This is a genomic window from Streptomyces sp. PH9007 (assembly GCF_059813725.1).
This window is the reverse complement of sequence record NZ_CM187440.1, coordinates 2,627,501-2,649,389: the sequence shown is the minus strand read 5'-3', so window position 1 is coordinate 2,649,389 and position 21,889 is coordinate 2,627,501. Positions and strand designations below refer to the sequence as shown.

At 73.5% G+C, this 21,889-nt stretch carries 19 protein-coding genes; 8 read left to right on the top strand and 11 right to left on the bottom strand.

Annotation, left to right across the window (positions count from 1 at the left end):
- Nucleotides 1-28: 28 nt before the first annotated feature.
- A complete protein-coding gene (locus ACTFAP_RS12015; protein WP_390118674.1) occupies nucleotides 29-940 on the bottom strand; it encodes an iron-sulfur binding domain-containing protein in 912 nt (303 codons plus the stop codon).
- Between the two features lie 151 nt (nucleotides 941-1,091).
- Between ACTFAP_RS12015 and ACTFAP_RS12010 the strand changes: the two genes are divergently transcribed.
- The gene (locus ACTFAP_RS12010; RefSeq protein ID WP_500469045.1) at nucleotides 1,092-1,952 is read left to right on the top strand and encodes a hypothetical protein; all 861 of its coding nucleotides are present in this window, start codon (nucleotides 1,092-1,094) and stop codon (nucleotides 1,950-1,952) included.
- 216 nt (nucleotides 1,953-2,168) lie between these two features.
- Here ACTFAP_RS12010 and ACTFAP_RS12005 read toward each other — a convergent pair whose 3' ends face one another.
- The 3 genes from ACTFAP_RS12005 to radA form a co-directional block, all read right to left on the bottom strand.
- On the bottom strand, nucleotides 2,169-2,915 hold the full coding sequence (locus ACTFAP_RS12005; RefSeq protein WP_500469044.1) for a TSUP family transporter: 747 nt from the start codon (nucleotides 2,913-2,915) through the stop codon (nucleotides 2,169-2,171).
- A 720-nt stretch (nucleotides 2,916-3,635) separates the two neighbouring features.
- Nucleotides 3,636-4,790, bottom strand: coding sequence for a DNA integrity scanning diadenylate cyclase DisA (disA, locus tag ACTFAP_RS12000; protein WP_386540198.1), 1,155 nt, complete (start codon nucleotides 4,788-4,790; stop codon nucleotides 3,636-3,638).
- A 40-nt stretch (nucleotides 4,791-4,830) separates the two neighbouring features.
- A complete protein-coding gene (gene radA, locus ACTFAP_RS11995; protein ID WP_500469043.1) occupies nucleotides 4,831-6,276 on the bottom strand; it encodes a DNA repair protein RadA in 1,446 nt (481 codons plus the stop codon).
- Nucleotides 6,277-6,393: 117 nt separating this feature from the next.
- Between radA and ACTFAP_RS11990 the strand changes: the two genes are divergently transcribed.
- Nucleotides 6,394-8,109: a BACON domain-containing protein gene (locus ACTFAP_RS11990; RefSeq protein WP_500469042.1), complete on the top strand. Its 1,716-nt coding sequence runs from the start codon at nucleotides 6,394-6,396 to the stop codon at nucleotides 8,107-8,109.
- 35 nt (nucleotides 8,110-8,144) lie between these two features.
- Here the strand turns inward: ACTFAP_RS11990 and ACTFAP_RS11985 are convergent, their stop codons facing one another.
- Together ACTFAP_RS11985 and ACTFAP_RS11980 are read right to left on the bottom strand one after the other, a co-directional pair.
- Entirely contained in the window at nucleotides 8,145-8,825 is a 681-nt protein-coding gene (locus tag ACTFAP_RS11985) for a TetR/AcrR family transcriptional regulator (RefSeq protein WP_500469041.1), read from the bottom strand.
- Complete coding sequence (locus ACTFAP_RS11980) at nucleotides 8,815-9,654, bottom strand: sugar phosphate isomerase/epimerase family protein (RefSeq protein ID WP_390118769.1); 840 nt, start codon at nucleotides 9,652-9,654, stop codon at nucleotides 8,815-8,817. The genes ACTFAP_RS11985 and ACTFAP_RS11980 overlap by 11 nt, the downstream gene beginning before the upstream one ends.
- Before the next feature lie 55 nt (nucleotides 9,655-9,709).
- Here ACTFAP_RS11980 and ACTFAP_RS11975 point away from each other — a divergent pair, with 55 nt between their 5' ends.
- Together ACTFAP_RS11975 and ACTFAP_RS11970 are read left to right on the top strand one after the other, a co-directional pair.
- Entirely contained in the window at nucleotides 9,710-10,501 is a 792-nt protein-coding gene (locus ACTFAP_RS11975; protein WP_500469040.1) for an ABC transporter ATP-binding protein, read from the top strand.
- A complete protein-coding gene (locus ACTFAP_RS11970) occupies nucleotides 10,498-11,235 on the top strand; it encodes an ABC transporter permease (RefSeq protein WP_495684545.1) in 738 nt (245 codons plus the stop codon). The genes ACTFAP_RS11975 and ACTFAP_RS11970 overlap by 4 nt, the downstream gene beginning before the upstream one ends.
- 81 nt (nucleotides 11,236-11,316) lie before the next feature.
- On the opposite strand, the gene ACTFAP_RS11965 is transcribed toward ACTFAP_RS11970, so the two are convergent.
- Nucleotides 11,317-12,261, bottom strand: coding sequence for a Ppx/GppA phosphatase family protein (locus tag ACTFAP_RS11965; RefSeq protein ID WP_495684544.1), 945 nt, complete (start codon nucleotides 12,259-12,261; stop codon nucleotides 11,317-11,319).
- Here ACTFAP_RS11965 and ACTFAP_RS11960 point away from each other — a divergent pair.
- Both ACTFAP_RS11960 and ilvD read left to right on the top strand, forming a co-directional pair.
- Nucleotides 12,260-13,207 carry a DUF3109 family protein gene (locus ACTFAP_RS11960; protein WP_390118702.1) on the top strand — a complete coding sequence of 316 codons (948 nt, stop codon included), beginning with the start codon at nucleotides 12,260-12,262 and terminating at the stop codon, nucleotides 13,205-13,207. The genes ACTFAP_RS11965 and ACTFAP_RS11960 overlap by 2 nt on opposite strands.
- Before the next feature lie 42 nt (nucleotides 13,208-13,249).
- A complete protein-coding gene (gene ilvD / locus ACTFAP_RS11955) occupies nucleotides 13,250-15,094 on the top strand; it encodes a dihydroxy-acid dehydratase (protein ID WP_495684543.1) in 1,845 nt (614 codons plus the stop codon).
- A 186-nt stretch (nucleotides 15,095-15,280) separates the two neighbouring features.
- On the opposite strand, the gene ACTFAP_RS11950 is transcribed toward ilvD, so the two are convergent.
- Complete coding sequence (locus ACTFAP_RS11950; protein WP_495684542.1) at nucleotides 15,281-17,422, bottom strand: protein kinase domain-containing protein; 2,142 nt, start codon at nucleotides 17,420-17,422, stop codon at nucleotides 15,281-15,283.
- 71 nt (nucleotides 17,423-17,493) lie between these two features.
- Between ACTFAP_RS11950 and ACTFAP_RS11945 the strand changes: the two genes are divergently transcribed.
- Nucleotides 17,494-17,997, top strand: coding sequence for a hypothetical protein (locus ACTFAP_RS11945; protein ID WP_495684541.1), 504 nt, complete (start codon nucleotides 17,494-17,496; stop codon nucleotides 17,995-17,997).
- Nucleotides 17,998-18,194: 197 nt separating this feature from the next.
- The gene (gene proC, locus ACTFAP_RS11940; protein WP_500469039.1) at nucleotides 18,195-19,001 is read left to right on the top strand and encodes a pyrroline-5-carboxylate reductase; all 807 of its coding nucleotides are present in this window, start codon (nucleotides 18,195-18,197) and stop codon (nucleotides 18,999-19,001) included.
- 75 nt (nucleotides 19,002-19,076) lie between these two features.
- Here the strand turns inward: proC and ACTFAP_RS11935 are convergent, their stop codons facing one another.
- The 3 genes from ACTFAP_RS11935 to ACTFAP_RS11925 are packed head-to-tail and all read right to left on the bottom strand — an operon-like array spanning nucleotide 19,077 to nucleotide 21,688.
- Nucleotides 19,077-20,081 (bottom strand): ABC transporter ATP-binding protein, encoded by a 1,005-nt coding sequence (locus ACTFAP_RS11935; RefSeq protein ID WP_390118716.1) that lies wholly within the window; start codon nucleotides 20,079-20,081, stop codon nucleotides 19,077-19,079.
- 1 nt (nucleotide 20,082) lies between these two features.
- Complete coding sequence (locus ACTFAP_RS11930) at nucleotides 20,083-20,847, bottom strand: ABC transporter permease (RefSeq protein ID WP_500469456.1); 765 nt, start codon at nucleotides 20,845-20,847, stop codon at nucleotides 20,083-20,085.
- Between the two features lie 31 nt (nucleotides 20,848-20,878).
- Nucleotides 20,879-21,688 (bottom strand): ABC transporter permease, encoded by an 810-nt coding sequence (locus ACTFAP_RS11925; protein WP_500469038.1) that lies wholly within the window; start codon nucleotides 21,686-21,688, stop codon nucleotides 20,879-20,881.
- Nucleotides 21,689-21,889 lie beyond the last annotated feature (201 nt).

Here is a 21,889-nt window from a genome sequence, read left to right as displayed (position 1 = left end):
CGGTCCGGCACCGGAGCGGCGATCCGCGTCAGTCCGTGCCGGGCAGCCGGTAACGCCCGTCCGGGAGACGTTCCACCAGACCATCGGTGAGCAGCCCGGTCAGGGCGCGGGCCCGCTGCTCCGGGTCGTGCCACACCGCGTCCAGCGCGGCCCGCTCCACCGGCCGGGTCGACTCCCGCAGAACGGCGAGCAGTTTGCCGCGCACCTGCCGGTCGGTCCCCGCGTACGTCTGGCCCCGGCGCGGCGGCCCCTCGTGGGCGGGGGAGCCCGCGCCACGCCAGGCGCACAGGTCGGCGATCGGGCAGCCACCGCACGACGGCGTGCGCGCCGTGCACACCAGCGCACCCAGCTCCATGGTGGCCGCCGCCCAGCGCGAGGCCGTGGTGTCGTCCTCCGGCAGCAGCATCCGGGCCAGCTTGCGCTCGGCGGCGGTGGTGGCGTTCGGCGGGTACTGGGAGCCGCTCACCGCGCGGGCGAACACCCGGCGGACGTTGGTGTCCAGCACCGCGTGCCGCTGCCCGTACGCGAAGGAGGCCACGGCCGCGGCCGTGTACTCCCCGACGCCGGGCAGCGCCAGCAACTGATGGTGGTCCTTGGGAACATCACCGCCGTGCCGTTCCGCTATGGCGGCGGCGGCGCCGTGCAGCCGCAGCGCCCGGCGGGGGTATCCGAGGCGGCCCCAGGCACGGACCGCCTCACCGGCGGCCTCGGCGGCCAGGTCGGCGGGGCGTGGCCAGCGGGTGAGCCACTCCTCGTACACCGGCAGCACCCGGTTGACCGGGGTCTGCTGCAGCATGAACTCGCTGACCATGACCCCCCACGCCCCCGCTTCGGGGCGCCGCCAGGGCAGATCGCGGGCATGCTGGTCGAACCAGTCGATGACGGGGGTGTGGAGGGCGGTGGGTTCGGCTTCTCGCGTCGTCGTGCTCGTCGCAGTCATGGCCTGATGATCCTGGCATGTCCGGCGCACGGCGCCCAAGCGGCCCCGCCGTTGTGACAGCCCTGCGGGCTAACCGTTCGATACGCAATGGTGCCCTGCCCAGACCCGGGTGAGGCGTCGGAGCCCCGCCACCGTCTCGTAAGGTTTCCGCGTGGGATCTCTGCGCACACCTGTCGGTCCGCTGCCCTCCTCCATCTATTGGCGGCGGAGGGTCATTGTGCTGCTGGTGGTCGCGCTGGTGGCGGCGCTGGCCTTCTGGGCCACCCGCTCGGGCGGCGGCACGCAGAACACCGGCGCCTCGGACGACGCGGACGGCCCCGCGCAGTCCCTCACCCCCGGGCCCACCGCCGACGAGGACCTCATCGACGAACGGCCGGGCGGCCGTGAGGAGGACGAGGAGGACGAGGAGGACGGCGCGGGCGACAGCGGCGGAGCGGACGACGCCGAGGGGGACGGCGCCGACTCCGGCGACCCGGAGGGCGACACCTCCGGGGGCGGGAACGGCGACGGCGGCGACCCGGCCGGCGAGGACGGCGCCGACGACGGCGCGGAGGCCGGCTCCCAGGGGAGCGGCGGCAGCGGGAACGGCGGTACGAGCGGGGCCGGGCTCCCCGGCTGCGGGCCCGGCGCGGTGACCCTCTCGCTGCGCAGCGCGGAGAACGCCTACGCGCCCGGCGAGAAGCCCGAACTGCGGCTCAGCGCCGAGAACTCCTCGGGCGACTCCTGCGCGCTGGACTTCGGCCACGGCGCCCTGACGCTCACCGTCGCCGACAGCGAGGACGAGGAAGTGTGGTCCTCCGGGGTGTGCCCCACCGGCAAGAGCCGTCAGCTGGTGGCTGTCCCGGCCGGGGACAGCGCCACCCACACCGTGCTGTGGGACCGCCGGCACAACGCCGGTGACTGCGACAGCGGCGAACCGGGCGCGCCGGCCGCCGCCGGGACGTACGTCGCCGAGGCCGCGGTGGACGGTTTCCCCGTCGCGAAGACATCCTTCCGGCTGAACCGCGACTGAACGCGGACGCGGGCCCCGACCTTCCGGGCCCGGGCCTGTCCTCCGGTACGTGCCGGTGGGGCCCCTCGCCCGGCCTGATGAGGACCGCGGTGCTGCGGAGCCCGGCTTGAGAGATGGCGGCGGCATCCCGGCGTCGGCGCCCCCACCGCAGCCGGCGGCGTGCCGTCGGCTCCTGCCGCCCCTTCGTCGGTCAACACCACGACAAGGTCCGGTGGGTCAGGCTGTGGACAGCATCACCAGACCTCGGATCAGCACCATGGCAGCCCCCGTGAGCGCGATGACAATGATCCACGTGCGGAGGGTGGAAGGCTTGAATCTCTGATCGGCGCGGTCACCGAGCAGAACACCGAGAACGAGGCAAGCGAAGATCGCTGTCCACATCCACCAGGGCCACGGTGGCACCGTGACCGGGAACAAGAAGAGCTTCGCGCTCAGGGACGCGATTCCCATCACCAGAAACAACGGCTGGATGGTCGCGACGAATGAACGGTGCGGCCAGTCACGGAGAATGGCATACGCGGTCAGGGGCGGCCCGCCCATTCCCGCGATCGCGTTCGACAGGCCGGCAGAGCCGCCGGCGATGACCATCGCGGCGCGGCCCGAGAAGCGCACATCGAGTCGCCGCACGCCCAGAGAGAACGTGATGGCGGCGATCGAGATCACGCCGATGGTGACGAACAGCACGGGGCTTTCGTTGGCGGCTGCGTACTGGACAGCGGGCAGAACGGCGAGGAAGGCGGGAATCGCCAACCATGTGAATATTCGCCAGTCTATGTCTCGCCATACCCGGGTGACGACCAGCAGGGCGGATGCGGCTCCCAGTGCGTTGATCACCAGCACGCCCTGATCCGGTCCGATGATGAGCACGAGAAAGGGGGAGGCGACCATGGCGAATCCCAGCCCCGCCACCCGTTGAACCAGTGCGCCCGCGAAGATCAGCGAGAGAACGAGGGCTTCCGTCATCGCCAGGGCCCGACGTCTCGCCGGCGACGGGCCTGTTCATGGCCTGTGCCATCCGGATCGGACCTGCCGGGCCGATCGGCGGGCCCGCGCCGTCCCGTCGCGGCGGGATGATCGGTGGGACGCGCCGGGGCAGCGACCCTCCGGTGTGGTGGGGCCGCATGTGTCACCGAGGCCGGGGCGGGCGCACCGGCGGCCGAGGACAAAACCTCCTTGATTTCGAGCGCGGCAGATGCGGGAAATATCGCAATGATTTCGCGAGGCATGTTCCCGGCCGAAACGCTCGAACCGTCCTGCGCGAAGGAATTCGGGAAACGCCGCTCACGTTCATTCACCACGGTGTTCTGCGAGGGCGCCTCTCGTCCGGCGGCTCGTCCGGCGGCGGATTGCTTGGCCCCGCTGTTCATCTTCCGGTAAGTGAAGAGGGACCTGGGCACCGATTACTCCTTCGCGCAGCGCATGTGAGCAACCCGCTCACGGGGCGCACCCTACCCCTGTCCCTGGACAAGGCTTTATCGAGATCCGGTGGCTCTCTTCCGGGAAATGATGGATGCGTCACTTCCGTGCGAATCCTCATGCGCTGGTGCGGCCAACCCGGCGCGGGAAAGCCATGGCCCTCGCCACCAGCCGCAGCCGGAGACACGGCGTCAGCTCCGCGCCTCGCAGCGCGTGGCTCCTCGGTGGAGACATCATCCGGACACCACGCTCACCGGACCGACAGCCTCAGACGTACCGTTCCAGGATCGAGGACTCGGCCAGCCGGGACAGGCCCTCGCGCACCGAGCGCGCCCGGGTCTCCCCGACCCCGTCCACCGCCTGCAGGTCGTCCACACTCGCGGCCAGCAGCTTCTGCAACCCGCCGAAGTGGTCCACGAGCCGGTCGATGACCAGACCGGGCAGCCGCGGAACCTTCGCCAGCAGCCGGAAACCCCGCGGGGAGACCGCGCCGTCCAGCGCCTCGGGCGAGGCGCCGTGGCCCAGCGCCCGCGCCACGATGGGCAGTTCCAGCAGCTCGGCGTGGGTCAGCGCGTCCAGCTCGGACAGCGCCGTGCCCACCCGGCGCGAACGCTTGCCGCCCGGGGGCTCCGTGCCCTGCGCCGATTCCGGCAGATAGTCGCGCACGATCAGCTGCCGCTCCGGCTCCACGCCCGCGATCAGCTCGTCCAGCTGGAGCGACAGCAGCCGCCCGTCCGTGCCCAGCTCCACCACGTACTCGGCGATCTCGGCCGCGATCCGGCGCACCATCTCCAGCCGCTGCGCCACCGCCGCCACGTCGCGGACCGTGACCAGGTCCTCGATCTCCAGCGCCGACAGGGTGCCCGCGACCTCGTCGAACCGCAGCTTGTACCGCTCCAGGGTGGCCAGCGCCTGGTTCGCCCGGGACAGGATGGCGCCCGAGTCCTCCAGGACCCGCCGCTGCCCGTCCAGGTACAGGGCGATCAGCCGCATCGACTGGCTGACCGACACCACGGGGAACCCGGTCTGGATGGAGACCCGCTGCGCCGTACGGTGCCGGGTGCCGGTCTCCTCGGTCGGGATGCTCGCGTCCGGGACCAGCTGCACGCCCGCGCGGACGATCTTGGTGATGTCGCGGTCCACGATCACCGCGCCGTCCAGCTTGCACAGCTCGCGCAGCCGGGTCGCGGTGAACTCCACGTCCAGCACGAAACCGCCGGTGCACAGGGATTCGACGGTACGGTCCACGCCGAGGACGATCAGGCCGCCCGTGTTGCCCCGCAGGATGCGCTCCAGGCCGTCCCGCAGCTGGGTTCCGGGGGCCACCGCGCTCAGCGAAGCGCGCAGCAGTCCGTCCGCTCCGGAACCTCCCCCGGCACCCCCGGCCCTGCCGGGACCCGCCGGCCGGTCGTTGGCTGCCATCTCTTCCTCCGGTGACGAAACCGCTTGAGTCCGGATGAGTCTACCGGCGTGCCCCCGTCACCCGTTCTGACGCTCCGCTCCCGGCCCGCTCACCGCCCCCGTCATCGGTGCCCCGCGAGCGGCGCGGCCCGCGCGGCAGCACCCGCAGCGCCTCGCCGATGTCCGCGACCTCCAGCACCCGCATGCCCGCCGGGGCCTCGCCCGAGTCCGCCGGGACCAGCGCGTGCGTGAACCCCAGCCGGGCCGCCTCAGCCAGCCGCCGCTGCACCCCGGTCACCCGCCGCACCTCGCCGGCCAGACCGACCTCGCCGATCGCCACCAGGTTGTTCGGCAGCGGGGTGTCGCTGGCCGCGCTCGCCAGCGCCAGCGCCACCGCCAGGTCGGCGGCCGGCTCCGACAGCCGCACCCCGCCCACGGTGGCCGTGTAGATGTCGTTCTTCCCCAGCGAGGTGATCTGCCCGCGCTGCTCCAGCACCGCCAGCATCATCGACACCCGGGAGGTCTCCAGGCCCGAGGTGGTACGGCGCGGGGACGGGATCTGGGTGCTGACCGTCAGCGACTGCACCTCGGCGACCAGCGGGCGCCGCCCCTCCAGGGTGACCGTCAGGCAGGTGCCGGGCACCGGCTCCTCGCGCCGGGTCAGGAACAGGCCCGAGGGGTCGGCGAGCGAGGTGATGCCCTGGTCGTGCAGTTCGAAGCAGCCGACCTCGTCGGTGGCCCCGTACCGGTTCTTCACGCCGCGCACCAGCCGCAGCCTGGCGTGCCGGTCGCCCTCGAAGTGCAGCACCACGTCCACCAGGTGCTCCAGCAGCCGGGGCCCGGCGATCGCCCCGTCCTTGGTGACGTGGCCCACCAGCAGCGTGGCCATGCCGCGTTCCTTGGCGGCCCTGATCAGCGCCCCCGCCACCTCCCGGACCTGGGCCATGCCGCCGGGCGCGCCGTCGATCTCGGCGGAGGCCACGGTCTGCACCGAGTCCAGCACCAGCAGGGAGGGCTTCACCGCGTCCAGCTGGCCCAGCACGGACCCCAGATCGGTCTCGGCGGCCAGATACAGCTCGTCGTGGACCGCCCCGATCCGGTCCGCCCGCAGCCGCACCTGCCCGGCCGACTCCTCGCCCGTGACGTACAGCGTGCGGTGCTCGGCCGAGGCGGCCTTGGCGGCCACGTCGAGCAGCAGCGTGGACTTGCCGACCCCCGGCTCGCCGGCCAGCAGCACCACGGCGCCCGGCACCAGGCCGCCGCCCAGCACCCGGTCCAGCTCCGGCACCCCGGTGCTGCGCGCGGTCACCCGCTGGGTGTCGACCTGGCCGATCGGCACGGCCGGGGACACCACCCGGGCCACCGCCGCCGTCCGCACCGCGGGGGCGCCGCCCACTTCCTCCACGGTGCCCCACGCCTGGCATTCGGGGCAGCGGCCCAGCCACTTGGCGGTGGACCAGCCGCACTCCGTACACCGGTAGGCGGGGCGATCAGATTTACGAGCCATGCGTCGACGTTAACCCCGGGCACTGACAGCGGATCAGCGCCCCTTGTCACCCATTAGGAGGAACCTTGTGCCGGTCGGGTTCTTGGGCGTCCGCCGGGCGCCTACCGTCGCCTGGTAATGAACAGCTGCCCCGAGCGTTCCACACGCACCACGACGCGCCCCCGCCCCGCCTCGGCGCCCGGCGCTCATCGCGTTCCCCGCGGGCGGGCGGCGGCGGACAAGGCCGCCGCCGGCAAGGCCGCGGGCAAGGGGACGGAACGGCGGGGCCGCCGCCCGGCGGCGTACGAGGACGCCCATCTGGACGGCCTGTTCACGTACTGCCTGTCCATCATGTGCGAGCACGACACCGCCACGGCCGCGCTCGGCGAGGCGCTGGCCCTGGCGCGGCGGCAGCACGACCGGGGCCGCCGGCCGGCCGCCCCCGGCCAGTCCCGGGCGTGGCTGTACGCGCTGGCCCGCTGGACGTGTCTGCGGCGGCTCGCCGTGCAGCGGGAGGCGGGCGGCCCGGCGGAGCCCCGGACTGTGGGCACTGCCGGGGCGGAGGCCCAGCTGCGCCGCCGTGAACTGGCGGCGCTGGCCTGGCCGGAGGCGGCGGGTACCAGCCCGGAGCAGCGGGAGGCGCTGGAGCTGGCGGTGCGTCACCAGCTGTCACCGGCCGAGGTGGCGCTGGTGCTGCGGCTCTCCGTGGACGCGGCGCGGGCGTTGCTGACCAGCGGCGCGTGCGAGGTGGAGCGCACCCGGGCGTCGCTGGCGGCGGTGGAGACGGGCGGCTGCCCCACGGTGGCCTCCTTGGCCGGCGAGGACCGGCTCATGCTGCTGCGTCCCGGTCTGCGCCGGGAACTGGTGCGGCACGTGGACGGCTGTGCGGTGTGCCGGCGGGCGGCCCAGCGGGCGATGGCGGGCGTGACCTGGCCGGGGACGGCGCCGGGCGAGGCGCGGCTGGCCGTCGTGGCGGCGCCGCGTTCGGCCGTGCACGCCGCGCTGCTGGTGGTGGAGCGGGCGCGGGCCCAGTACACGCCGCGGTTCGACCGCTCGGGGTTCCCGCTGACGGAGAAGGACCGCGCGGCGCGCCGGGACCGCCTGCGCAGCCGGGCGGTGACCACGACGGTGGTCGCCACGGTGCTGGCGGCGCCCGCGCTGGCGCTGTGGGCGGCGTACCGGGGCGCGCCGGTGACGGGGGAGGCGAGCGGGCCGGACGCGTCGGCGTCCGAGGACGACCGCGGCCTGGGCACGGCCGGCGGCGACGACTACGCGTACGAGAACACCGGGCGCTGGGAGGACTCGGCCGAGCTGGAGGCGGACGGCGGGCGCGAACCGGCGGACGAGGCCGCCGGGGAGACGGAGGAGCGGGAGCCGGGTGACGCCTCGCCCGAGGCGGACCCTCGGTCACCGTCCCCGCCCGCCGCGTCGGACGGGCGCGGGGGCGAGGGCACCCGCCCGGCGCGGCCCGGGCGGCTGACGGTGGACGCGATGTCCACCGGCACCGGTACGGAGATCAAGCTGACCGCCTCGGGCGGCGCGCCGGTGCGGTGGAGCGCGGTGTGGTCGGCGGAGTGGCTGTGGCTGAGTGCCACGTCGGGCACGTTGCAGCCGGGGGAGTCGGTCACGCTGGTGGTGACGGTGGACCGGGCGCGGGAGCCGTCCGGGCCGTGGCAGGGCCGGATCACCATCGAGCCCGCGGGCGCCACGGTCACCATCGAGGGCCACGGCCAGCAGTCCCCCGAGCCGACCCCGACCCCGCCGCCCCCGACCGAGGAGCCCACCCCGGAGCCGACGGACCCGCCCGCGCCCGACCCGGCCCCGTCGGACCCGCCGCCCGCCGAGCCGACCTGACCGGAGCCGCCCGGACGGCGCGGCGTACGGCCCGCTCAGCGCGCCGGTGGGGCGCTGCCGGTCAGGTGGTGCTGGACCACCGGGGCCAGGCGGGCGATCAGGGTCTCGGCGTCCTCGGTGGCGATCGGCGGCATCTTCAGCGCGTACCGCAGCAGCACCGTGCCCACCAGCTGGGCCGCCGCCAGTTCGGCGCGCAACTGCGCGTCGGCCGCGTCCAGGGTTCCGGCCAGCCGCGACAGCAGCTGACCCGCGATGAACTCGCGGAAGATCCGGGCCGCCGTCTCGTGGGTGAGTGCCGAGCGGACGATCGCCAGCAGCGGCGCGCGCGTCACCGGGTTCTCCCAGATCCGGAAGAACATCCGGGTGAACTCCTCGCCCGCCCGTTCCGGCGCGACCCGGTCCAGGACGGCGATCCGGTCGGTCACCGGCGCCGCCGTCAGCGCCACGGCCGCGGAGAACAGACCTTCCTTCGTACCGAAGTAGTGGTGCACGAGCGCCTGGTCGACCTCCGCGCCGCGCGCGACGGCCCGGACCGAGGTCTTCTCGTAGCCGCGCTCGGCGAACAGCTCGCGGGCCGATGCCAGGATCCGGTCCTGGGTGCCGGGCCCGCCGCCGCTCTCGCCCTTGGCCGGCCGGCCCCGCCGCCTGCGCGGCGTTCCTTCGCTCCCCTCCGTGCCGTCCCGCGGCGCGGCGGCCCGGATGTCCTCAGCGCTCACTGTCGGGGCCTCCGGCCGCCGCCCCGGCGCGCAGGTGCATCCGGGTGTAGGCCAGCGCCTCCGCCAGGTCGGCCTCCCGCTCGGCCGCCGACATGGCCCGCCGGGTGTTGACCTCGATCACCACGTGCCCGTCGTACCCGGCCGCCGCCAGCGTGTGCAGCAGCTCCGCGCAGGGCTGGGTGCCGCGTCCCGGCACCAGGTGCTCGTCCCGTCCCGAGCCGCTGCCGTCGCCCATGTGGACGTGCCCGAGCCGGTCGCCCATCCGGGCGGCCATGGCCAGGGCGTCGCTGCGGGAGGTCGCCGCGTGCGACAGATCGAGGGTGAAGTGCCGGAAGTCCTCCTCGGTGGGGTCCCAGCCGGGCGCGTACGCGAGCATCTCGCGGTCCCGGTACCGCCAGGGGTACATGTTCTCCACGGCGAACCTGACGTCCGTCTCGTGCGCCATCCGGCCGACGCCGGCCACGAAGTCCCTGGCGTAGCCGCGCTGCCAGCGGAACGGCGGGTGCACGACCACGGTGCTCGCGCCGAGCCGGTCGGCGGCGTCGCGGGCCCGGAGCAGCTTGCGCCACGGGTCGGTGGACCACACCCGCTGGGTCACCAGCAGGCAGGGGGCGTGAATGGCGAGCACCGGCACCCCGTACTGGTCGGAGAGCCGGCGCAGTGCCTCGATGTCCTGGCTCACCGGGTCGGTCCACACCATGACCTCGACCCCGTCGTAGCCGAGGCGAGCGGCTATCGCGAAGGCGGCCGCGGTGTTCTCCGGATACACCGAGGCGGTCGACAGCGCGACCTTCGTCCCCGGTTTCGCCTGATGTGCCACGCGCTCCAGCCTAAGGGGCCGCTTTCGCTTGACGGGCGCAGCCGTGCGCAGCAATATTCATCGCATGATGAATAAACGACCGGACGCGGACGCTGTCACCGCCGCGGTACGGGCCACCGGTCTCGATGTCGTCCGCGGCGGGGCCCGGGTGATCAGGGAGCTGGACTTCACCGTCCCATCCGGCAGCGTCACCGGGCTGCTGGGCCCGTCCGGCTGCGGCAAGACCACCCTGATGCGCGCCGTCGTCGGCGCCCAGGCCCGGGTCAGCGGCACCCTGGAGGTGCTCGGCCTGCCGGCCGGCAGCCCGCCGCTGCGGCACCGGCTCGGGTACGTCACCCAGGACCCGTCCGTCTACCGGGACCTGACCGTGCGGCAGAACCTCGACTACTTCGCCGCCGTGCTCGGCATCCCGCGCGCCCGGCGCGCGGAAGCGGTCACCGCGGCGCTCGGCGACGTGGACCTGACCGGCAAGGCGGACGCGCTCACCGCCGCGCTCTCCGGCGGTCAGCGCTCCCGGGTCTCGCTGGCCGTCGCCCTGCTCGGCGCCCCCGAGCTGCTGATCCTGGACGAGCCGACGGTCGGCCTCGATCCGGTGCTGCGGCGCGACCTGTGGGACCTGTTCCACCGGCTGGCCGCCGAACGCGGCACCACGCTGCTGATCTCCTCGCACGTGATGGACGAGGCCGACCGCTGCCACCGGCTGCTGCTGATGCGCGAGGGTGTCCTCCTCGCCGAGGGCAGCCCGGACGAACTGCGCGCCACCACCGGCACCGCCACCATCGAGGGCGCGTTCCTGCACCTGGTCGACAGCGCCGCCGACACCGGCACCGGCGCCGAGGGAGGCGCGTCCACGTGAGCCCCGCCCGTACCCTCGCCACCGCCCGCCGCGTCCTGCGCCAGCTGCGCCACGATCCGCGCACCGTGGCGCTGCTGCTGCTCGTCCCGGTGCTGCTGCTGACGCTGCTTTACTACGTCTTCGACAACAAGAACGCCGAGTTCGACCGCATCGGATCGTCCCTGCTCGGCATCTTCCCGATGCTGACCATGTTCCTGGTGACCTCCATCGCCACCCTGCGCGAACGCACCTCCGGCACCCTGGAACGGCTGCTCGCCATGCCCCTGGCCAAGGCCGACCTGATCCTCGGCTACGCGCTGGCCTTCGGCACCCTCGCCGTCCTCCAGGCGGGGCTGGTCACCGGGCTCGCCGTGTGGCTGCTGAACCTCACCGTCGCCGGATCGCCCTGGCTGCTGCTGCTCGTCGCCGTCCTCACCGCCCTGCTCGGCACGGCGATGGGCCTGTTCGTCTCGGCCTTCGCCGCCTCCGAGTTCCAGGCGGTGCAGTTCATGCCGGCGTTCGTCTTCCCGCAACTGCTGCTGTGCGGGCTGTTCGCGCCGCGCGACACCATGCAGCCGGTGCTCCAGTACGTCTCCAACGTGCTGCCCATGTCCTACTCCGTGGACGCCGCCCAGCAGGTGCTCCAGCACAGCGGCATCACCGGCCACTACCTGCGCGACCTGGGCATCGTCGCGGCCGTCGCGCTCGGCGTCTTGATCCTGGGCTCCGCCACGCTGCGGCGGCGCACCGCATAGGACCGCGCACGGGACCGCGCACCGCACAGGGCCGCCCCGGCACCCGCGCCCCGCCCCTCCGGGCGGGGCGGCCGGGCGTCGTCACCGCTCGGGGGAGCCGTTGCGCATCCCGTCCAGCCGGCGCAGGATCACCCCTTCGCGCAGCGCCCACGGGCAGATCTCCACCGAATCCACGTCGAACAGATCCAGCGCCGCCTCCGCGACCACCGCCCCGGCCAGCAGCTGCGGAGCCCGCCCCTGCGAGACCCCCGGCAGCTGGGCCCGCTCCGCCGCCGGCATCACCGTCAGCTTCGGCGCCCACGAGCGCAGGTCCTCACGGCTCAGGTCACGCCGTACGTACAGCCCCTCCGCCGCCCGTGCCGCGCCCGCCAGCCGCGCCAGCTGCCGGAACGTCTTGGAGGTGGCCACCACCCGGTCCGGCGCCCCGAAACGGGTGAAGTCGCCGACCACCCGGGCGATCTCGCTCCGCACCTCGCGCCGCAGCGCCTTCACCGCCGCGGCGTCCGGCGGATCCCCGGGCAGCCGTGCCGCCGTCAGCCGCCCCGCGCCCAGCGGCAGCGACACCGCCGTGTCCGGCGCCTCGTCCACCCCGTACGCGATCTCCAGCGAGCCGCCGCCGATGTCGAACAGCAGCAGCCGCCCCGCCGACCAGCCCAGCCAGCGGCGCGCGGCCAGGAACGTCAGCCGCGCCTCGTCCGCCCCCGAGAGCACCTGGAGGGCCACGCCGGTCTCCCGCGCCACACGTTCCAGCACCACGTCCGCGTTGCTCGCCTCGCGCACCGCCGAGGTCGCGAACGGCAGCAGCTCGGCCACCCCCTGGTCCTCGGCGACCTCCAGCGCTTCCTTGACCACCGCGATCAGTCGCTCTATCCCGACGGTGTCGATCGCACCCTTGTCGTCCAGCAACTCCGCCAGCCGCAACTCCGCCTTGTGCGAGTAGGCCGGCAGCGGCCGCGCACCCGGATGCGCGTCGACGACCAGCAGATGCACCGTATTGGATCCCACGTCGAGAACACCGAGCCTCATGAGGGTCAACGCTACCCGGGGCCCTTACCCTGGCGTGGTGGCAATCACGAAGAGGGCGAAGGCGGGCAGAACAGTCAGGCAGCTCGATGGAGCACGGCGGCGTGCCGCCGGCGACGAGGTGGCGCTGGATCACCCCCGCGCATGGGTGGAGTTCCCCGATCCCGCCGACCCCGAGCAGGTCTTCCGCTGTGACCTGACCTGGCTGACGTCCCGCTGGCACTGTGTGTTCGGCGACGGCTGTCAGGGCATCAAGGCGGGCCGCGCCTCCGACGGCTGCTGCACCCTGGGGGCGCACTTCTCGGACGAGGAGGACGAGGCCCGGGTGGCCTCGCACGCCGCCCGGCTGACCGCCGAGACCTGGCAGTTCCACGCCGAGGGCACCTCCGAGCGCGGCTGGGTCCAGCTGGACGACGACGGGGAGCGGCAGACCCGGCGCTTCGAGGGGGCGTGCATCTTCCTCAACCGCCCCGGGTTCGGCGCGGGCGCCGGCTGCGCGCTGCACACGATGGCGCTCGCCGAGGGCCGCGAGCCGCTGGAGACCAAGCCCGACGTCTGCTGGCAGCTGCCGGTGCGGCGCACCTACGAGTGGGTGGAGCAGCCGGACGGCGAGGAGCTGCTGTACGTGTCGATCGGCGAGTACGACCGGCGCGGCTGGGGCCCCGGCGGCCACGACCTGCACTGGTGGTGCACGGGCGCGCCCAGCGCGCACGGCGCCGGGCGCCCGGTGTACGTCTCCTACCGGCCCGAGCTGATCGAGCTGATGGGCAAGGACGGGTACGAGGAGCTGGCCCGGCTGTGCGAGCAGCGGCTGGCCGTGCACGCCGCCGTGCCCCCGGGCGTGCGCCCGCTTCCGCTGCTGGCGCCGCACCCCGCCGACCCCGCCGACCCTGTGTGCTCCGTCTCGGATTCCGGGATGTCCATCCCACCTCCCGGGCGGGAGGCGTAGCCTCGACCTACGCAGCTCCATGTCCTGAAGGAGAGCAGAATCATGGCGACCCTGAGGTCCCGTACCGTCACCCACGGCCGCAACATGGCGGGCGCCCGCGCCCTTCTCCGGGCCGCCGGCGTAGAGCGGGAGGACTTCGGCAAGCCGATCATCGCGGTAGCCAACAGCTTCACCGAGTTCGTGCCGGGCCACACCCACCTCCAGCCGGTGGGCCGCATCGTCTCCGACGCCATCAAGGCGGCCGGCGGCATCCCGCGCGAGTTCAACACCATCGCGGTGGACGACGGCATCGCCATGGGCCACAGCGGGATGCTGTACTCCCTGCCCTCGCGCGATCTGATCGCCGACTCCGTGGAGTACATGACGGAGGCGCACTGCGCGGACGCGCTGATCTGCATCTCCAACTGCGACAAGATCACCCCCGGGATGCTGATGGCCGCCCTGCGGCTGAACATCCCCACCGTCTTCGTCTCCGGCGGCCCGATGGAGGCCGGCAAGACGACCCTGGTGGACGGCACCGTCCGCTCCAACCTGGACCTGGTGCACGCCATGTCGGAGGCCGTCTCCGACGCCACCTCGGACGAGGACCTGCTGCGGATCGAGGAAGCGGCCTGTCCGACGTGCGGCTCGTGTTCCGGGATGTTCACCGCGAACTCCATGAACTGCCTGGTCGAGGCGCTGGGCCTGGCCCTGCCCGGCAACGGCTCGGTGCTGGCCACCCACACCGCCCGCAAGGAGCTGTACGAGGCGGCCGGCCGTACCGTCGTGGAGATCACCCAGCGGTACTACGACCAGGACGACGCCACGGTGCTGCCGCGCGCGCTGGCCTCGCGGGCGGCGTTCGAGAACGCGATGGCGCTGGACGTGGCCATGGGCGGCTCCACCAACACCGTGCTGCACCTGCTGGCGGCGGCGGTCGAGGCGGAGCTGGACTTCGGCCTCGCCGACATCGACGCCGTCTCGCGCCGGGTGCCGTGCGTGTGCAAGGTCGCGCCGAACGGGGCGTACCACATGGAGGACGTCCACCGGGCCGGCGGCATCCCCGCCATCCTGGGCGAGCTGCACCGCGCCGGGCACCTGAACGAGGACGTGCACGCCGTGCACGCCGACTCGCTGGACGAGTGGCTCAAGCAGTGGGACATCCGGGGCGGCTCGCCCGCGCCGGAGGCGGTGGAGATGTTCCACGCCGCGCCGGGGTGTGTGCGCTCGGCGCAGGCGTTCTCGCAGTCCGAGCGGTGGGCCACGCTGGACGTGGACGCGGCCGGCGGCTGCATCCGCGACGCGGCCCACGCGTACTCGGAGGACGGCGGGCTCGCCGTGCTGACCGGGAACCTGGCGCCCGACGGCGCCGTGGTGAAGACGGCCGGCGTGGACGAGTCGATCTGGACCTTCACCGGCCCGGCCGTGGTCGTCGAATCGCAGGAGCAGGCGGTCGACGCGATCCTGGCCAAGCGGGTCAAGGAGGGCGACGTGGTCGTCGTCCGCTACGAGGGCCCCAAGGGTGGCCCGGGCATGCAGGAGATGCTGTACCCGACCGCGTTCCTGAAGGGGCGCGGGCTCGGAGCCAAGTGCGCGCTGATCACCGACGGCCGGTTCTCCGGCGGCACCTCGGGTCTGTCGATCGGCCATGTCTCCCCGGAGGCGGCCTCGGGCGGCGCGATCGCGCTGGTCCGGGACGGCGACATGATCAGCATCGACATCCCCAACCGTGTCATCGAGCTCCAGGTGCCGGAGGCCGAGCTGGCGGCGCGCCGCGAGGCGCTCGGCGGCCGGTACGCGCCGGTGGGGCGTGAGCGGAAGGTGTCGCAGGCGCTGCGCGCGTACGCGGCGATGGCCCTGAGCGCGGACAAGGGCGCGGTGCGCGACATCAGCAAGCTGGAGGGCTGACCTTCCGGGGCCGCACCCGGCCCCGGATCGGCGGCGGCGCCGGAGCGGTACCCACGCGGGTCTCGCCGGCCAGGACGGTTCACTCGTCCGGGCCGGCGAGGCCCGCGACGGCGTTCCGGGGAGAAGTCGCCGCCCCGCCCCGGCCCGGCGGCGCCGTCCGGGACAAGGACACACCCCGGGCACGGGTCACAGGTCGGGCAGCCGCACCGAGTAGAGCGTGTTCCCCAGCGTCACCACGTACGCCCAGCCGTCCGCCACCACCGGCGCCGGCGCCCAGGCGCCGCTGCCCAGGCCCGGGGTGCCCTCGTGCGGCTCGCCCGACCACAGCGTGCTGCCGTCGGCGGTGTCCACGATGACCAGCCGCCCCCGCCCGTCCACCGTGTACAGCCGGCCGTCCGCCACCGTCGGCGCGGACGCGCCACTCACCCCGGTGTCCTCGCTCCAGCGGATCTCGCCCGCCGCCGCGTCCACCGCCGTCACCCGGCCCGCCGAGTCCGTCGCGTACACCAGGCCGTCGTCCGCGAGCACCGAGCGCGGATCCGCCGTGTGCGGCAGCTCCGTCCGCGTCCACTCCCCGGTGTCCAGATCCATCCGCTGCACGGCCACCGACACCGGCAGGTCCGGGTCCCACTCGTCGAAGTACGCCGCCTCCGCGTCGAGCCCCACCAGCTCCATCAGGCTCCCGGTGTCCGGGGGCGTGCGCGGGGCGTGCCAGCGCGGGTTGCCGGACTCGTCCAGCAGCATCAGCTCGGGGAAGCCCCCGGACTCCTCCTCACGGCTCACCACCAGCAACTGGTCCTTATGGGCCCGCATGTCCGTCAGATAGCGTCCCGGGGCCTCCCACAGGCCCACCCGCTCCGGGGCGTCCTGGGCGTAGAACCGCACCGTGCTGTCGCCGTTCCGCAGCGCGATCCGGTCGCCCACGGCCACCAGCTCCCCGTTCAGCTCCGGCGCGTCGATCTCCCACAGCTCCTCGCCGCTGGCCGGATCGAGGGCGACCAGGCCCTGCTGCGAGCGGGCGAAGACCACCTCGCCGGCTGCGAGCCCCTCCGGCGGCAGCATCGCGGTGCGCGGCCCGTCGTGCCGCCACAGCTCGCCGCCGGACACCTCCAGCGCGACGGTACGCAGCCCCTGCGCCGTGCACAGCAGGTCGTCCGGGGCCAGCGTCCGGCAGCGGAACCCCTCGGTCGGCGCGTCCTGCACCCCGAACGCGGCCAGGTCCAGTTCCCACGGCTCGGCGGCCGGCGCGGGGGCCTCCGACGTCCCGCCGGGGTCTCCCGCGGGCGCCGCCGTCGAACCGTCCTGCGGCCACAGCAGCCGCGCCCCGACCCCGGCCGCCGCCAGGACGGCCACCGCGATCCCCGCCACCAGCAGCCTCCGCGGTGTGCGCGGCCCGCGCGGCCCGCGCGGCCGGCCCGTGACGGGCCCGGGCCCCGTGGCCGGCTCCGCCGTACCCCGCGCGGCCTGCCACACCGGCGACGCCCGTACCTCACCCGCCTGCGCCCGGGAATCCGCCCAGGCCGCCATCCGCAGCACCGTGGCCACATCCGGCCGCCGGTCCGGGTCCTTCGCCAGACACAGCGCCACCAGCTCGCGCAGCGGCTCGGGCACCGCGGCGAGATCCGGCTCCTCGTGCACCACCCGGTAGGCCACGGCCAGCGGATCGGGCCCCGGCAGCTCGCCGCCCGACTCGAAGGGGCTGTGCCCGGTCGCCGCGAACGCCACCACCGCGCCCAGCGCGAACACATCCGCCGCCTGCGTCACCTCGGCGCCGCCGGTCAGCTGTTCCGGCGCCATGAACGGCGGCGAGCCCAGTACCGCGCCCGTCTCCGTCAACCGGTGCGAGTCCGACAGCGCCCGCGAGATGCCGAAGTCGATGACCCGCACCCCGTCCCCGGCCAGCAGCACATTGCCCGGCTTCAGATCCCGGTGCACCAGCCCCCGGCCGTGGATGTCCCGCAGCGCCTCCGCCAACTGCGCGCCCACCCGCGCCGCCTCGCGCGCCCCCAGCGGGCCGTCGCGGCCCACCCGGTCGGTGAGCGAACCGCCGGGCACGAACAACGTGGCCAGCCACGGCGGATCGCCGTCCGGGTCGGCGTCGATCACCGGGGCGGTGTACGCGCCGCCCACCTTGCGGGCCGCCGCCACCTCCCGGCGGAACCGGGCCCGGAACCCCGGGTCCTGGGCGTACTCCCGGCGGATCACCTTCACCGCGACCTGCCGCCCCGCGACCGTGCGGGCGAGGTACACCACCCCCATGCCGCCGCTGCCCAGACGCCGTTCCAGCACGTAGTCGCCGAGCCTGTCCGGCGCGGTGCCGTCCGTCATGGGCGCTCCCCCTGAGACAAGTGGAAACTCACCCTACAAAGGGCGCGGGCCCGCCCGTCATAATCGACAACATGTCCACACCCCAGACACAGCGACCCCAGCCGGACCCGATCCGCTTCTACGGCACCAGCTGGGTGGACCACTCGCGCGGTTACGGGGCCCGGCGCTTCGCGCTCGGCCTCGGGGCGTCCCTGCTGGCGGCCCTCGGCGTCCTGGGGCTGAAGCTCGGCTACAACGGGCTGACGCTGTCGCAGAGCGCGTCCTGGCTGCGCATCCTGGTGATCGTCGCCTTCGCGGGCTGCACGGCCATGGCCTTCACCCGCGCCATGAGCGGCTGGACACGGCCCCGCGCGGCCGGTGAGGACGAGACCGCCTTCCGCAGCATCAAGATCATCGGCTTTGTCGGGATCCTGCTGGCGTACGCGCTGCGCAGCGCGGTGGAGGCACCGGGCGAGCGGATGCGCCGCATGGACCACGAGGCGGCCGTCGAGGCGTACGAGCGCCTCACCTCCAAGCGCTCCCGCAACCCCTCCCGCAAGGGCGGCCGCGCCGGGGCCGGTGGCAAGCGGCGCTGAGCGGGAAGGGGAGAGCGTACGACTGCTCCACGCTCGCCACCCTGCCCGCCGAGCGCACCGCCGAGCTCCTCGCGGCCGAGCGCGCCGCGCTGCGCGAGGTCTTCCCGGACGGACAGGTCACCGAGCCGTACCTCGTGCGGCTGACCGCTGTGCGGACACCGGCCTGACGCCCTGCGCCCGCGGTGCACCATGGGGGAATGACTCAGAAGATCGCTGTTCTCGGCACCGGCAAGATCGGTGAGGCCCTCCTCGGCGGCATGCTGCGCGGCGGCTGGGCCCCCGGCGACGTGCTGGTGTCCGCGCGCCGGGCCGAGCGGGCCGAGGCCCTGCGCGCCCGGTACGGGGTCACCGCCGTCTCCAACGCCGAGGCCGCCAAGACCGCCGACACCCTCATCCTGTCCGTCAAGCCCCAGGACATGGGCGCCCTGCTCGACGAACTCGCCCCGCACACCCCCGCCGACCGGCTCGTCATCTCGGTCGCCGCCGGCATCCCCACCGCCTTCGTCGAGGAGCGCCTGACCCCCGGTACGCCGGTGGTGCGGGCCATGCCCAACACCGCCGCGCTGGTGGACGAGGGCATGACCGTCATCTCCGGCGGCGCCCACGCCACCGAGGAGCAGCTCGCGCACGCCGAACGGCTCCTGGGCGGCGTCGGAACGACCATGCGGCTGCCGGAGTCCCAGCAGGACGCCGCCACCGCGCTGTCCGGCTCGGGGCCCGCGTACTTCTACTACCTGGTCGAGGCCATGACGGACGCCGGCATCCTGCTCGGCCTGCCCCGCGACAAGGCGCACGACCTGATCGTGCAGGCCGCCGTCGGCGCCTCCGTGATGCTGCGCGACAGCGGCGAACACCCCGTCGTGCTGCGCGAGGCCGTCACCTCGCCCGGCGGCACCACCATCAGCGCGATCCGCGAACTGGAGAAGCACGGGGTGCGCGCCGCCCTCATCGCGGCGCTGGAGGCGGCCCGCGACCGCAGCCGCGAACTCGCCTCCGGACGGTAGCCGCCGCGCGGGCCCGCGCGGCGGCCGGCGACGCCTCGCGCAGGGCCCGCACGACGACGCGCGTGCCCCGCCCCCTCAGGACGTCGCCCCCACCGCCTCCCCCTGGGCATCCCCGGCGTACATCCGGGCGATGACGTCCTCGATGTCCGGCTCCCGCACCGACAGATCGACCAGCGGATACGCCTCGGCGACCCGCGCCACCAGCGGTGCCGCGCTCGCCCCGGCCGGGAACGCCAGCCACTGGCGCGGGCCCTCCACCCGTACGGTGCGCGCCCCCTCGACGCTGATCGGCGGCTGCTCGCGCTCCAGATCCACCACCAGCTGCCGCTCGCTCGCACCGGCCTCGTGCAGCCCGGCCAGGTCGCCGTCGTACATCAGCCGGCCGTGGTCGATCACCATCACCCGGCGGCACAACTGCTCGATGTCGGTCAGATCGTGGGTGGTGAGCAGCACCGTCGTGCCCCGCTCGGCGTTCAGGTCCCGCAGAAACCCGCGCACCTTCGCCTTGCTGATCACATCGAGCCCGATCGTCGGCTCGTCCAGGTACAGCACCTCAGGATCGTGCAGCAGCGCCGCCGCGATGTCGCCGCGCATCCGCTGCCCCAGCGACAACTGCCGCACCGGTACGTCCAGCAGCTCCGCCAGATCCAGCAGCTCCACGCACCGCTCCAGGTTCTCCCGGAACCGCGCCTCCGGTACCCGGTACATGCGCCGCACCAGACCGTACGAATCGCGCAGCGGCAGATCCCACCACAGCGTGGTGCGCTGCCCGAACACCACCCCGATCCGGCGGGCCAGCCGGGTCCGTTCGCGCTGCGGATCGATGCCCGCCACCCGCAGCCGGCCCCCGCTCGGGGTCAGGATCCCGGTCAGCATCTTGATCGTGGTCGACTTCCCGGCCCCGTTCGGCCCGATGTAGCCGACCATCTCCCCGCGCCGCACGGTGAACGAGATGCCGTCCACCGCCCGCACCTCGGTACGGGTCCGCCGGAACCGGCCCGCCTTCCGCCGCACCTGGAAGACCTTCTCCAGGTCCTCCAGCACGATCAGTTCGTCCCGCGTCGTGTCCATGCCGCTCATCTCAGCTCCCCGTACTCCGATAGTTCCGGATCCCCACCCGCCACACCGCGGCGGTCAGCACACACATCGCGACCGCCACCAGCGGGGAGAGGAAGTCCACCCAGCCGGGCAGCCCCAGGGGGCTCTCACGGTCCAGCAACCGCAGCAGCGGTATCCAGTTCACAAAGGCCAGCGGGACGAGGTACGTCACCCCGCGCAGCAGCTCGGTGCCGTAGATCGTCGGCGGGTACTGGAGCAGCCGGTTGCCGCCGTAGGTCACCGCGTTCTGCACCTGGGCCGCGTCCTGCGCCCAGAACTGGAACGCCCCGCCGAGTGCCCACAGCGCCCCGAAGATCACCGCACCGCACCCGATCACCCCGGCGAGCAGCACGTACTCCAGCGGCGAGAACGTCGTGTCCAGGCGGGAGATCGCCCAGCACAGCACCAGCACCCCCTGGATGATCCGGCCCACCCGGCGCAGCACGAACCGGTCGGCGGCGACCTGCGCGAACAGCGGAACGGGACGGATCAGCATGGTGTCCACGCTGCCGTCCCGGATCCGGGCGCCCAGCTGGTCCATATTGCCGAGGAACAGATCCGCGAGCCCCAGGGAACAACTGGCGGTGGCGTACATGAGCGCCACCTCGCCGACCGAGAAACCACCCAGCTGGTCGACGTGCGAGAAAATGATCAGAATGCCCACGAATTCCAGCGCGCTGCTCGCGGCGTTGCCGAGCGTGGTCAGCAGGAACGAGGCGCGGTACGCGAGCGTGGAGCGGAACCACATCGCGACGATCAGCGCATAACCGCGCAGACCCTCAACCACCCTGCACCACCACACGCCGCGTCGCCGCCGCCTGCACGGCGCGGCCGAGCAGCAGCAGGACGACCGCCCACACCAGGGGGAACAGCAGCACGGCGAACGCGCCGGCGCCCGAGTACCGGCCCAGCAGCACATCGGCCGGCACCTGGAGCAGCGCCGCCCACGGCAGCCACTGGAGGAAGGTGCCGAGCTGTTCGGGGAACACCGTCAGCGGCATCACCATCCCGGAACAGAACATCCCGAGCAGATTGCTGACCATGTTCAGCCCGTTGCCGTCCAGCAGCCAGAAGGCGACCAGGGCCACCAGGAAGTTGATCGCGAAACTCACCAGCAGGGCCAGCAGCACCGCGCAGCCGAACAACAGCCAGCGCAGCGGATCGGTGGGCAGCGCCAGCTCGAAGACCAGCGCTCCGACCGCCAGCGGCACCACCCCGCGCCCCAGCAGATGGAACACGGCCCGGCCGAGATCGGCCGAAAGCCACCACATCTGGAGATCCACCGGCCGGTAGAGGTCGATGGAGACCTCTCCGGTACGGATCCGCTCCTGGAGTTCCTCACGGAAACCGCCGCCGATGACGGCGGTCGCGGCGAGCAGTCCCTGGCCCACCCACGCGAAGGTGAGCGCCTGCGCCTGGTCATAACCCCCGAGATCGGGGCGCTGATCCCACAGTGCGATAAACGTGTAGCTCATGAAGAAGCCGAACATCGTATTGGTGAACACACCGGCGGCAGTAGCGACCCGATACGTCGCATAGCGCCGGAAACTACTGCCCGCGACAGCGCGGTACAGCCCGGACGTCCGCATGTCAGAAACCCCCTTTTCCTCCGGAGCCAAAACGCCGGAGCCTAGGGGCGCGCGGGAGCGGACCGCTACCGAATATCGGAGCCCCGCCACCACCGGAACCAGCGGTGACGCACGCCCTACCGGCTCCGCGGAACGGGAGCGCGCCCTGGAACGCGTGGCGGCCCGCGGACCGCGCCGGCGCGTGCTTGTGAAACGGCTGCT